Annotated in this window: 7 protein-coding genes; 1 reads left to right on the top strand and 6 read right to left on the bottom strand. The window is 36.0% G+C overall.

The window, feature by feature from the left end; genetic code table 11:
- Positions 1-112 precede the first annotated feature (112 nt).
- Together ACL9RH_RS19325 and ACL9RH_RS19320 are read right to left on the bottom strand one after the other, a co-directional pair.
- Positions 113-811, bottom strand: coding sequence for a hypothetical protein (locus tag ACL9RH_RS19325; protein WP_422694962.1), 699 nt, complete (start codon positions 809-811; stop codon positions 113-115).
- Between the two features lie 338 nt (positions 812-1149).
- Positions 1150-4866, bottom strand: coding sequence for a metallophosphoesterase (locus ACL9RH_RS19320; protein WP_422694961.1), 3717 nt, complete (start codon positions 4864-4866; stop codon positions 1150-1152).
- 26 nt (positions 4867-4892) lie between these two features.
- Here ACL9RH_RS19320 and ACL9RH_RS19315 point away from each other — a divergent pair, with 26 nt between their 5' ends.
- Positions 4893-6062, top strand: a complete 1170-nt coding sequence (locus ACL9RH_RS19315) for a Pycsar system effector family protein (RefSeq protein ID WP_422694960.1) — start codon at positions 4893-4895, stop codon at positions 6060-6062.
- An 11-nt stretch (positions 6063-6073) separates the two neighbouring features.
- On the opposite strand, the gene ACL9RH_RS19310 is transcribed toward ACL9RH_RS19315, so the two are convergent.
- The 4 genes from ACL9RH_RS19310 to ACL9RH_RS19295 all read right to left on the bottom strand — a co-directional run bounded on the left by ACL9RH_RS19310 (position 6074) and on the right by ACL9RH_RS19295 (position 13687).
- Positions 6074-8392: a GAF domain-containing protein gene (locus ACL9RH_RS19310; RefSeq protein ID WP_422694959.1), complete on the bottom strand. Its 2319-nt coding sequence runs from the start codon at positions 8390-8392 to the stop codon at positions 6074-6076.
- 150 nt (positions 8393-8542) lie between these two features.
- Positions 8543-10441, bottom strand: a complete 1899-nt coding sequence (locus ACL9RH_RS19305) for a S41 family peptidase (protein WP_422694958.1) — start codon at positions 10439-10441, stop codon at positions 8543-8545.
- A gap of 356 nt (positions 10442-10797) precedes the next feature.
- Complete coding sequence (locus ACL9RH_RS19300) at positions 10798-12177, bottom strand: NADH-quinone oxidoreductase subunit N (RefSeq protein ID WP_422694957.1); 1380 nt, start codon at positions 12175-12177, stop codon at positions 10798-10800.
- A 16-nt stretch (positions 12178-12193) separates the two neighbouring features.
- Positions 12194-13687, bottom strand: a complete 1494-nt coding sequence (locus tag ACL9RH_RS19295; protein ID WP_422694956.1) for a complex I subunit 4 family protein — start codon at positions 13685-13687, stop codon at positions 12194-12196.
- Between the last annotated feature and the right edge of the window lies 1 nt (position 13688).

Raw genomic sequence — 13688 nt, 5'->3', positions numbered from 1 at the left:
TTATTATATTTTCCTTTTCAAAAGATAGAATAAAGCAAAATCCACAGAGAATTTTCTCTGTGGATTTTAAAAAAAAACATATATAATTGAAGTGATTGAAGGCAAAAATAACCTAAGGCGTCAAGTATGAAATATGAATATTACCGCCTGATAATCTAAAGTTTTGGGTATAACGACAACGTATCCTGAACGTATCCCCGGGATTAAAAAAATTGATACTGGATAGATTATGATTCAGGCCTAAAGTACGTTCGCCATGTCCTGTAGAGATTCCGGAGAGCGTTGTAAGAGCAGGCAACACTTTCTGAATATAAGAATTTGCCGTTCCTGCAGTTTGTCCATTACCATTTAGGCTGAGGTCATAAGTAACATAGGGTACAATATTGTAAAAACCAGGTTTAACTACCGTGAATAATCCTGTGTTTGTATTGTAAGTAAGATAAGCGTTATCTATTTTATTACTCACATTAAAAATATAGGTTTGTGAATAATTTTCATGGGTATTTACCGGAGTGGTATGTGTGCCTGTATAGCTTCCGCTGTTGGGACTGATATCTGTTTTGTTCCCTACAAAAACTACTTTCAGAAAGTTTTCCGATTCTATTGTTTTCCATACAGGAGCATTGCCGGTTCCGTTTGACATTAAAAATTCTCCTCTGTTACCGGAATTTCCTTTTGTATTGGCACTTCCGCCTACATTAAGATCTTTTACGACCTGAAGAGAACCATTGACATGTAAAGAATGTTGAGGAGTGAGAGTATGTATTCCTACTTGTGCGTTTATAATTTTGAACATAACAAATAGTGCCATATACAATAGCTTTTTTTTCATCTTACGTTGTTTTTTTATCGAATAATTCTAGGCAAATATAATTTTTTTCAGATACCTTGTCTTTTTGACAGATACTAAAAATATTAATCTATGGATGGTTATAGACGATAATCTTTCAACTATGACTTTTGCATGTAGGTCATATTCATTTTATGGATGAAAATCTTCAAATTTTAAATAGGATTGTTAATTTTTGTTTAAATTGATTTTTTTTGAATAATTGAATATAAGATATTGTTGTTGAGTTTGTTCTGATGGGTTTTATTAATGCTTTAATTGTGAAATAAGGGCGCTTTTTGAAGAATAATTTCAACAGTTTAAAACTTCATTCCCACTCCTGCAGAAATCCTTCCTCCATCCGAACCATAGAAGTAATTCAGCCTTGCAGACATCATTTCAACAATGCTCAGCCATAAACCGGCCCCTGCAGATTGATGCCACTTTCTTGAATTTTCACCATCATTCCATACACGTCCCACATCATACCCAACAAGAATTCCCAGATTAGCGGGAGCAATATTGTTTCTTATTCTTCCAAAGTCCCAACGGATCTCAGAGTTGTTGATAAAATAAGACCTTCCCGAAAAACGTTCATTTCTGAATGCTCTCATTCCATTGTTTCCTCCTATAGCAGCAGCCTGGTAGAATTCAAAATTGTTATTATTGATCCACATGGCATTACTGGAATTGGCAAATACAAAGATTCCCTTTTTATCAATTCGGTGATCAATAGCCAGTTTTCCTTTCAGCGTAAGGAAATTTGTGTTAAAATCAGAAAGAGTAGCCTTCCAGTCAGCATTCACCATAAGCTCTAGCCCCAAGGTTGGAAAAGCCACATTGTCAGCATTCTTATAACCAAAAGTATAGTTAGCGCCTACAAATTGCTGGCTGTTGAAAACTTCAGGCTTCACGTCCGGAGATTGATTGATGAATCGCCCGTCTTTTCTCTGAACTTTATTGTCTTCAAAAGTAAGCTGAATCTGGTTACTAAGATTTGTCCAGCTTTTTTTCACGATAGAAGGTGAAAAGTTGAACTTGGAAATTCTTGCTCTGTTGTATTCTCTCTCTGTATCTTCTTTGTCATAAGCACTTTCATTGGAAAGACCGAAGAAATTCTGTGAAAATCTTGGAGTAGTATAAAACGCATCCAGATTGAGATCCCATCCGCCAATTGCCTTTTTGAAAACACCTTTATAGGTAAGACTGAATCCTGCCGTTGCGGTATAAAAATTGGCTTTTAAGCTGTGCTTCTGAGTAAAAGGATCGCGAATGAAATTATTCACCGTATAATTAGCCAAAACACCTACAATAACGCCATCATCCGGGTTGTAATCCAAGTTCGGATAGCCCGCTACTGAATTATATTTCGGATGCTTATAATTATAACTGTTGATGTCATAATCGTTGGTAATATTTTTTGTCGCATTATGGGTGTTGTATGTATTCTTTTGAGATTCGAAATCATAGATTTTTACTTTTCTTCCGTCTGCTACATTGTATACATCATGATTGTATCCTCCAATCAGTCTGATATTCATTTTAGGTCTTCCTTTGCCCACCACTTCGTAAATATCATCATCTTCCAGGCCATAAATCCATAGTTCTTTTGTTTTTGAATCATGATAGGTTTTTTCAAAAACCAACTCATTCTTGTCTTTATTCTTACCTAATTTATATTGCTGTACTAATACTGAATGACCATTTTTGGTAATCACAAACTTATCAGGGTTTACAGTTCCTGCCAAAGGAACTTTTACCTGAAGAACATCATAGTACTGAGAAGCATAAGTCTGAAGCTTGGTTTTTCGTATTTTCAGTTTTCTCTGAATATCGGCAATGGTTTCGTCCTGTACCTCTTTCGGTAGATTATGGAAGGCATCATCAATGTCTGTATCCGTAAGATGTTCCTGAATATATTTTGCCTGAGCTTCCCATTCTTCTTGAGTAGAGGATTTTAAAAAGACAAGATCCATCGGATAAGGTTCCATAGCCAGCCATTTTACACTGCTGATATCTTCTGTAAAGGTTTTCATATGGCGAATAGCCGGTACATTCATGATCAGTTTGAATGCAGCACCGTCATATTTACTGAAAGCCTGATCTCTGTCTTTTGGAATCGGTTTGTAAACTACTTTATCGCCTACTTCATATTCTGCCCATTTCCACTGATCAGAATGTCTGTCCCAATCCCCAATCAACATATCAAATAATCGTGCTCTGATATAAGATTCCCGGTCAACAGAATATTTATAGCTTTTTGTAAGGTTTTTTAAAACGTCATCCGTAGAGACAATATCTTTAGCATTATTAAGGTAAGCCAGGGTTTTCGGATCCGAAGAAAAACGTTCTTCAATCATATACATTTCATCCCCATAGTCTTCATTATATCTTCCTAAAGCCTGTTGTTTAGGAATGTAATAAAGTTTGGGATTACTGTGTAAAATATTCAGTTTTTCTGACATGTTACCAATCGTAAACGGAGTGAACGGATGATTGGTGGTATAAAAATCCAATAAGAATTTCTCAGGAAATGTATCCGCAAGCTCTTCTCCCAATGTACTTTTCTGGAAAGCCATATTATTAAGGAAGCGAATTGCACTTTTTTTCACCCCACGCATTACAAATTCCTGACCGTCCTGCGCTTTCAGCCTTAAACTGTTGGACTGGTTTCCTCCTCCTTCTCTGAAAGGTTTATACCCGCCGTTCAGTTCCGAAAGATTAGCTGTAGGAGCTTCAATAGGAATACCATAATATTTTCTGTAATGATCTCCCCAAAGCCATCGATAGAATTTTCTTTTTTCAGTAAGAGCTACCGGATAAATGGTTGAAGAAATAGTTGGTGGAAAACTATTAGGAAAATTATTTACAAACACATCCGGTTTTGAAATTACGGAAATATGAGTAAGTTTTTTGGTCTGATTATCTTTTGTGGAAAAGTATTCCACATCTGTGCTTTGGTCTTTTCTGATATTCAGCACAGCAAAGCCGCTTCCTCCATATGAGAAATCAGTATGCTCTACAATAGTGGATGGATCCACTTTTGAACCGGCTCCACTGATGATCTGTCTTAAATTTTCATCTTCATGGTATTGAAGATTATGATCATGTCCTGAAACGAATATAATATTTTCTTTATCCTGAACAATACTTTTCAGTCTGTTGGCAAGATCTGCATAATGCTGGTTGTTGAGATCAGCAGGGCTTGCTCCTGAAGAACTTCTCAAAATGTTCACCGCACTTGCGATAACCGGTAAAGGGACTTTACTATTGAACGGATAAAGATGCGATTTTGCAGCAGTGAACCCCGCATGAGTTCCACTACTGATAATAGGATGATGAAGAGCTACAATAATTCTTTTTCCCTGATTTTTAATGATGAGGTCTTTGAACTCAGTAAAAAAATCTTCACGGGTTTTTATATTACAGTTTTTGTTGATTCCCGGATGATTGTCCCAGTTGGTAATGACCCATTCCGAATCAATAGCAATTAATTTAATGTCTTTGGAAATAGTAATGTCATCAATAGGACAGCCATTTTTGGGTAGAAAAGCTTTTTTATCGTCAAGATATTTTTTAACAAGGCTTTCCTGGCTATTGAGACCATCCAGTCCGTTATACCAATCATGATTTCCGGGAATAACCAAAGTTTTTCCTTTGAAATTTTTGGTAATGGACAGCTGGTTTTCCAGTTTTTGCTTTGCAGATGCATAATCTTTGTCAGATTTTTCCGGCATTCCACTAGGGTAGATATTATCTCCCAAAAAGATCAGCATAGAATTGCTGTCTGCCGAATCCAGTTTACTTTTCAGTAAATTTAGCGTTTTTTGAGCCTGAGGTTCATCTGCATTTCCGGCATCTCCAATCAGAAAAAGTTTAAAATCGTTTTCAGATTTTATGTCAGAATCTTTTACTTCATATAAGTTTTTGCCCTTTTGTACGTTATATGTAGCGCAGGAATAAAGCACTCCGGCGGACATTACTGTTCTCAGAACAATAGAAGTATTTTTTAGATGAGTTTTAAAGGATAAATTCATAAATTTACATTAACAAAAATTCAGGAATGAGCATTCTACACAAAGCTAAAAATTATGTTGAAATCTTATTCAAAGATAAGTTATCTTCAGTATATTTTTATCATAATTTTATTCATACTGCCTACACTGTCAATAAGGCAGAGGAAATCATGAAAAATACGCCTGTTTCAGAAGAGGATCAGGAAAAGGTGCTTGTAGCCTTATGGTTCCATGACACCGGTTATATAGAGTGTGCGCAGAACCACGAAGAGAAAGGAGTAGAAGTGATGAGGGAATTTTTACAAAAAGAGAATTATCCTGAAGGCTATATCCAGGATGTTGAAAAGCTTATTCTTGCGACTAAAATTACCTATGTTCCTCAGACTTTGCTGGAGAAAATTGTAAAAGATGCAGATTTCAGTCATTTTGCAGGTCATGATTACAATGATATTTCTGATGCTCTGAGAAAAGAATGGGAACTTACCAATTTCAGATGTTTTTCCAATGATGAATGGAATGCCGGCAATCTGGATATGCTGAAAAATAAGCACACCTTTTATACGGATTACGCCAAAGAAAACTGGGAACCTCTGAAAAAGAAAAATATCAAAAAGATAGAAAAAAAGTTAAGCAAAGAAAAAGAGGAGGATAAAAAAGACAATTCTGAAGGGAAGAAAGATAAAGAAAAATCAGACAGAAGTGTAGATACTTTATTCAGAGTTACGCTGAACAACCATACCCGATTGAGCGATATTGCAGACAGCAAAGCCAATATTCTGCTTTCTGTAAACGCAATCATCATTTCGGTTTGTCTTTCTGTACTGGTTCCAAAGCTGGATGCACCGAAAAACTCCCATTTGATTCTTCCAAGCTTTATATTATTGCTGTCAAGTGTTCTTACGATTATATTTGCGATTCTTTCTACAAAACCGAATGTCACCAAAACGACCTTTACGGCACAGGATATTGTTAACAGAAAAGTAAACCTACTGTTCTTCGGAAATTTTCAACAGATGATATTTGATGATTATCACAATGCGATGAAAGATCTGATCAAAGACAGAGATTATATCTACGATTCGATGGTGAAGGATCTTTACTATCTGGGAAAAGTTCTTGAAAGAAAGTATAAGCTTTTATCCATCACGTATAAGATCTTTATGGCCGGAATTATTATTTCCGTGTTGTCTTTTGGAGCAGCTTTTCTGAGTCTTTAAACGGATAAAAATTAAATTACAGATTCATTCTGGCAGATTGAAACTCTCAACGCAAGCAATCCTGTAATCCCCTGAAGGTCTTCTACTTTTAGGAATTCGATGTCATGCTGCAGAATTTTTTTCTTTTGCAGCTTGGAGATATAATCGAGGTATTCTTTCTGGTTTTCCATTCCAAAATAAACGATAGTAATTTTTCCCGGGGCCGTTATTCTTTCCTGAGAATCTTTGATATGGGCTTTATCCAAGCGCTTTTTGATGATCTCATAATAGGAATTGTAAGCGCCGTCTACATCAAACCTTTTTTCGTCCATTCTGAAACGGATGTCTATCTTTTCATTATAAACGAAGATCAGGGAAGCAATATCCAGCTGAATAGGAAGATTCATTTTAAAAGACTGAAATTCCACCTCTATTTTGCAGATGGTTTTCAGCTGCCAGTATCGGAGTTTATGAACTACTTTTGCGGTGTAATGCAAATCTGGGGCAATCGACTGACCGATGTAGAGATTGTGTTCCACACCGTCAGATTTGAATCTTTCATAATAATGCGGAAAAATTTCCTGAGCTTTAACCTGGCTTTCATCCAACATATCTGCAAATTTTCTGTTGAGAAGCGTGATAGAGTCATCCAGATTTTTTCTATGACTATAAAACAGATCTGTTTGAGGCAGAAGCTGTGAGAAATATTCTTTTATCTTGGTTTTAGTGTCTCTAGAAGTTCTTACCTCCAGTTTTCCCTGCAGAAAAGGATGAATTTCGTCCCGTAAGAGTCTTTGAAAACGCTGCTCGGTATCGGCTTTAATCTCATTGTTCAGTTCGTTTTCAAAAACATCCAGAGCCAGCTGAAACTTCTCGGAATCTGAGTTGGTAAGTGTTAAAATATTGTTCAGTGCTTCAATCTGGTGATTAAGATCTTTAAGCATCAGATTGAAACGCTTCTCTGAAGAAGAACGGATGTCTGATACTCCAAATAGCGGAGTAAGATTTTTAAAAGAGATTTGCTTTAAAGTGTGTATTTTTCTCCCAAGAGATGCAGTAAAATATTTTTCAGCTTCATTTCTGAACTTCCATACCACACTGTCGTGAATGGTGGTATATTCACGTTGTATGATCGCTTCAATCTGATAATTTTTTTCAAAATAAAATCTACTGAGCGAGAAAAGAATCATATCGGTAAAAAACTCCATTTTTTTGAGCTTTAAACCATTGAAACTGCCTGCAATAGGAGAAGTGAATTCCATAATAGCAAGAAGCTCATTATCTTTCATGATAGGAATTACCATGAAGCTGTTGACATTATTATCTTTTAAAATACTGAAAGAAGGAAGCTTTTTAACATTCTCATCAAGATTGTTCACATTGGAAACCACAATGGACTTTGAATTGTGGCTCAAATTGTTGAATGTTGTCTTTCTGGTTTCCTCATCAAATGTATTGATCCAGAAATCGAGAATATGATTGGTAAGAAGACTTTCGTAAATAGGGAGCTTATCCAGTTTCTGCTCTTTTTTGTTGAACGTCATCAAACCGAAATTGAGTTCAGGAACGTCAAAATAAGATTTGAAAATTTCTGTCAGATTTTCGTTCGGATTAAGATTTTCAGGATCAATCTCTATCATGCTTGATTTGAGATCAGACAGGGCGACTTCAGAAGTGCAGTCTACCAGTGAAATAATGGTAAAACCTTTTAGAATCCATGATTCCGAAGGGAAATATTTTTTCCACAGTTTAAAGTCATCCAGATTTTCCAGAAGCATATCCAGCACATCATTCTCCGGAATTTTAGCTTCCTCTGTAGGATAAATTTCAGTAAAATCTGAATTTACTGTAATTTTATAATGCTTCATGATCCCCTGTTTGTTCGGGATGTCATAATAAAGCGGAATTGTACTTTTGATATCTTTTTTAAAATAACTCTGAAGAATGATACAACAGCAGAAAACATAAAATTCATTGTCACTGATGTTTCTCAACTCTATTTCAAAGTCTTTTCCGGCATCTTTCAGAATATCTTTAAACCTTTCAGTATAGTTGAAGGTGAGGTTGGACAGAGGAATACTGGCTGCTTTTATTTCATTCTTTGTAAGCCCGATTGGGAAAAGATCAGCAAGAAGAAGTCTGATGAGGTCTTCATTTTTTTCTAAGAGACTGGTATCCTGAAATCCTTCTTTAAACTCTTTAAAATTTCGGGTACTCTCTATCAAAGACTCAGCATAGCTGACTCTGTACTCCAGGCGGTCGTTGTAGCGGATATGTTCCAGCACATCCAAATATTTTTTGAATGATATAAAAACCTGAAAAGGAGAGTCTTTTTTATAAAGATTGGCCAAAAGCTGAAATTTAGAGTAAAGTTATGAAAAATGCAGAATATTGATAGGATAGAAATTTTATTTTATTGTATAAAATTTACAGATATTCTGAAACATTTTACAGTGTATTTTACGATTTGTTGCAGTCTTTTACCATGAAGTATTTTTGTATTACCGATTAATAAATTCCACCGCTTTTTGAACAAGCGGATCATCTCCTTTACGTAGTGATTCTAAAGTGGGATTAGTCTGAATATCAATGGAAACTCCTGCTCTCTGAGATTCTTTTCCATTCGGATAACTGATCCCCAATCCGCTTATAGAAGTACTCATAGAACCTGGAAGATCTATTGAGGAAACATTTCCATCGGTACCAGCAGTTTGAGAGCCAATAATGACAGATTTGGGAGACGTTTGTAAGGCCATCGCAAGAAATTCTGATGCGCTTTGTGTGTATTCATCCACTAAAATAGCGACTTTCCCTTGGTAATAATTGGTGTTTTTTTTTCCTATTTTGGCTTGTTCTGTAGTTTTGAATATTCCAGGATATTGTAATGAGGTGGCTTTTATTTGTGCAAATTGTTTTGCTTCAGGGAAGAAATATTCTGAAATGACAGAAGTTGTAAATGCTTTAGGATAGCATCGGAGATCAATGATAATTCCTTTCTTGTTCTTGAATTTTTTTATGACAGTTTCCATCTCTTTTTCTGTGATGACAGCAGAGCAAATATAGCCAACGTTCTGATCTATTTCTTTATAAACAGGAATTGTATTTTCTTCCAGAAAAGTCTCATTAGGAACCGTTTTTATCGAAACTGTTGCAGTTTTTCCGTTAGCTTTTTTTAGAGTAAATGTGGTAAAGTCGTTGTTGGTTTTCAGGATGTAATCATTTACATACCGAAGAAGTGATGCATTGTTGGATGCTGGGATATATTTTGCTTTCTCTTTTAGAAGATCACCGACTTTTTTGTGGTCTATTTCTGTAATGATATCTCCAACGGAAAGATCTACTGAGGTTTTCTTGGTATCGATGTAAGTGACGGCCAGCTGACCTTCAATAAATCTTGTTGATATAGGAGCAGTATTAAAGCCATAAAATTCATCAACAATATCTCCAAAAGTATAGATGCCGGCATGAGAATCATTGATCTCTTTTGTTAATTCCAATACGGCAAGTTTATAAGTGAGTTCATCATTGGTATGAATAAGCTTTGGGATGTATTCTTTCAAAACAGTATCCCAGTCTTTTCCGATAAGATCTTTATAAGGGAAGAAATAATTAATGCAGTTCCAGTAACGGAACAAAGAAAGAAGTTTCATTCCATCGTCATCCCACTTCATTCGTGGATATGATTCTTCATTTTTAAAGATGGGATTTCCTTCACCAGGAACAAAATCGATATAATGATTTTCTTTATTAACCGTTTTTAGGCCGCTTCCGAAAGATGTACTCCAGCTGTACAGTAAGCAGTCAAAATGGTTTGAATTGATATTGGGAAGGAAACGGAATAGTTCATAATCCCACTTAATTTCACCTTTTGAAATGAATGGACTGTGATATTTTATGTATCCCCATGTTTTTCCCAGTTGATACAAATTAGAGATTTGTCTGCTGTTGAGACTATCGATTCTAAACTGGGAATCTACAAAGAATTCATCGGGAGATTGAGAAAGGTCATCGGGAAATATTTCTTCTACGTTTTTACCATCAATATAAACCTTAAAGCTGTCGAACCATACTTTTCCTTTTCCCTTAAGAAAACCTCCGATCATAAAATTTCCTGAATTACGATTGAATGGAAGTCTTAGTGTATATTTTTTCCAGTCTGCTGTTCCTGGCACGCTTTCTTTTTTTATATCATTTGAATGAAGAATATCTTCCCGACCTTCTCCTAATGTAATGAATAAACCGGCGTTATCTGCCTTCTCTGTTTTAACATAGCCCTCAAGTGTTATTTCTTTTCCTCTGTATTTGTTAAACAGTACGTAAGCTATTCCTCCTTGGGCTGGCATTTTTTCTGACTGAATCAGGACTGATTTTTTTCCGGATTGAAATAGTTCTGAAGACATTTGTTCGGTATTGTTTCCCCAGGAAAACCACCCATCTGGTAGTTTGCTGTTTTGGCTATTAGATTCAAACCCGAAGTTGTAATCGATATTATTTTGAGATTTGCAGCTAAAGCAAATTAAAGCGAAAAAGAAGATGAGAGAAAATTTTTTGAGAAGAGGGGAGGTCATTAGTTTTTTAGTTTGAAATAAGATCGGATAAGTGAAGGTTTTATTGTATTTAAATATATCAAAATTTCCATTTGGAATTTGTTTTTATTGAGCTTTTATCATCAAAGACATTGAAAAAAGATATTTATTCATCATAAAAAAACCTTTCAGATTATCTGAAAGGTTTTTAGTATCGTGTGGATAACTTTTTACAATCCGAACATTCCTGCAAATGTATCTGGGAAAACTCCCAGGATAATAATAGCTGCAATTACAACTACACCAACAATGTTATAAGTAAGAGTTACCTTTTCTGAAGACTTGAATGTTGATTCTTTAAAGAAGAACATCGCGATGATCAATCTTAAATAGTAAGCGATAGATAGGGCAGAACCTAAAACCGCTACCAATACTAAGAAAGCCGCTCCGTTCATTGCCTGAGAGAATAAAGCAAATTTCCCCATGAACCCAGCTGTTAAAGGAACTCCTGCCATTGATAGCATAGAGATCGCCGCTGTAGTTGCTAATAAAGGTTCTGTTTTTGCCAATCCTTTGAAGGCTCCGAAAGAGGTTTCTCTCTTTAATTTCTCTACCCAGATCAGGCACATGAAAACACCTACTGTAGATAAAGAATAAGCAAATAAATAAAACGCTAGGTTATACGTTGAAAGGTTTGTCATTCCGAAGAATACCAATCCGATATATCCTGCATGAGATACTGAAGAGTAAGCCAACATTCTTTTTGCATTTGTCTGAGCAAGACCCATAACGTTCGCCAAAAGTAAAGTAATAATTAAAAATACTCCTAAAACATTAATCCATTCGTGAGTAACTCCAGCGAAACCGATTGTCATTAATCTGAACAATGCGAAGAACCCTGAAATTTTTACTACACTTGCCATAAAAGCAGTGATTAATGAAGGAGAACCTGCGTATACATCAGGGCTCCACATGTGGAAAGGTGCTAATGCTACTTTGAATGCCAATGCACAAAGGATTAGTAATACTCCTAAGATGAACATTACATTCGAAGCATTTGCCACTCCAAAATCATGGATTTTATAAAGATCGAAACTTCCTGCACTTCCATAGATGAACGCGATACCGAACAGTAAGAAACCTGTTGCGAATGCACCCATTAGGAAATATTTGATTGAAGCCTCGTTGGATCTCAAATCAGTTTTGTTGGCTCCTGCCATTACATATAAAGGAATAGAAAGGATCTCAACCCCTAAGAACATCGTTACTAAGTTTTGATATCCGAAAAGGATGATCCCTCCGCATAATGCAAATAGCATCAATGCATATAATTCTGACTGGTGGCTTCTGTGGTTGCTGAAAGCAAAACCACCCAGGAAGAATAACAATAAAGTTGTTACGATTGATATTTTAGTGAATAATGCAGTATTTGCACTGTATTCGTACATATGCTTGTAATGGTCGAAGAACGCACATTCTGGCATAAAACTTACATACAATGCGATGATTAATCCCAAAATCCCAATGTATCTTGCGAATTTTCCTTGTTCAAAAACTCCCGAAAATAACGCAATAACTGCCGTTAGGAAAACAATAATTAAAACACTCATTTTTTAAAATATCAAATTAACTTACCATTGATTGGTAGATAAACTTCACTGAACTACTCACCATATCGATCACCGGTTGTGGGAAAATACCTAGTAAGATCACAAAAACCGCTAAACTTGCCAATACAGAAAATTCTACACCTGATAAATCTTTTGCTGTACTTAGAACGGCCTCATCACCTTCTCCAAACATTGCTTTTCCGTAGAATCTCAATAAATATACCGCACAAAGAATTACCGTAAGACCAGCAATTACTGCTGCTGTTCCGTTGAAGTCATATACCGATTTCAACAAAATAAATTCCCCGATGAATCCATTTGTTAATGGAACTCCCATTGAACCTAATATAATAATCAAGAATAACACTGCAAATTTAGGCGCTACTTTAGCTAAACCACCCATTTGTCTGATGTCTCTTGATTTGAATCTCTTATATAGAATATCACAACAGTAGAATAATCCTACAACGTTGATACCGTGAGCAAAAGTCTGTACCAAAGCTCCTTCAGCACCTTCTACATTGAAAGTTCCTCTTAAAGTAACGACTGCAGATGCGAAGATACCTGCCACCATCAATCCTACGTGAGAGAAAGATGAATAGGCAATGATTCTTTTCATATCAGTCTGGATGATCGCGATCAATGCACCGTGAACAATTCCTACGATAGCAAGGATGATTACGATCTGTCCTGAAATTCCTGCAATGGGAAGCGGAGTGATTGGTAATAGATAACGCATTACACCATACACTGCCATTTTCAGCATGATCCCTGATAATAACATGGATCCTTGAGTAGGAGAGTAGGTATAAGTATCAGGCTGCCATGTGTGGAAAGGAAATACCGGTAACTTCACTGCAAAAGCAAAGAAGATGAACCAGAATACCACAGTCTGCTGTACTTCGTTTAGTTGCGCATTATATAAATCTGTTAAGGCGAATGATGCAGAGTGGTTGTACACATAGATCAATCCGGCTAACATAAATAATGAACCAACGAATGTATATACGAAGAATTTCGTAGTGAATTCGAACCTTTTATTTTCTTGTCCCCAAAGTCCGGCAATAAACCAAATTGGAATCAATGTTACTTCCCAGAAAATGTAGAACAACAATCCGTCTAAAGAAGTAAATACTCCTACAAGACCAAACTGCATCAACAGAATTAGCCCATAGAAGGTATTTCTGTAGTTTACATTTTCGTTGAAAGAAGATAAAATGATGATTGGTGCCAGAATGTTGGTCAATATCAAAAGAAGCATACTCATTCCGTCAACGCCGAAATGAAGTGAACTTTTAATGAATTGAGACCAAGGGTAAGTGATTTCGTACTGCAACTTACTATCTACCGTCGGTCCAAAATTGAAATCCGAAAGCATGTAGAAGGTAAGAAGCATTTGTACCAATGCAATCCCAAGCGCCAAATATTTGCTGGAACTATTCTTCCAGGCAAAAACTAATCCCGAACCTACTAGAGGTAAAAGTAATAATGTTAATAACAAACAAGACATT

This window comes from Chryseobacterium sp. Mn2064 (assembly GCF_049319685.1).
Classification (GTDB): domain Bacteria; phylum Bacteroidota; class Bacteroidia; order Flavobacteriales; family Weeksellaceae; genus Chryseobacterium.
The sequence above is the reverse complement of the archived record's forward strand: the minus strand, read 5'-3'. Positions and strand labels throughout refer to the sequence as shown.

What these genes read in the sequence shown, in the direction of transcription:
- ACL9RH_RS19325 (WP_422694962.1), bottom strand. Translation starts at nt 811, where the DNA reads ATGGCACTATTTGTTATGTTCAAAATTATAAACGCACAAGTAGGAATA.
- ACL9RH_RS19320 (WP_422694961.1), bottom strand. Translation starts at nt 4,866, where the DNA reads ATGAATTTATCCTTTAAAACTCATCTAAAAAATACTTCTATTGTTCTG.
- ACL9RH_RS19315 (WP_422694960.1), top strand. Translation starts at nt 4,893, where the DNA reads ATGAGCATTCTACACAAAGCTAAAAATTATGTTGAAATCTTATTCAAA.
- ACL9RH_RS19305 (WP_422694958.1), bottom strand. Translation starts at nt 10,441, where the DNA reads ATGTCTTCAGAACTATTTCAATCCGGAAAAAAATCAGTCCTGATTCAG.
- ACL9RH_RS19300 (WP_422694957.1), bottom strand. Translation starts at nt 12,177, where the DNA reads ATGAGTGTTTTAATTATTGTTTTCCTAACGGCAGTTATTGCGTTATTT.
- ACL9RH_RS19295 (WP_422694956.1), bottom strand. Translation starts at nt 13,687, where the DNA reads ATGTCTTGTTTGTTATTAACATTATTACTTTTACCTCTAGTAGGTTCG.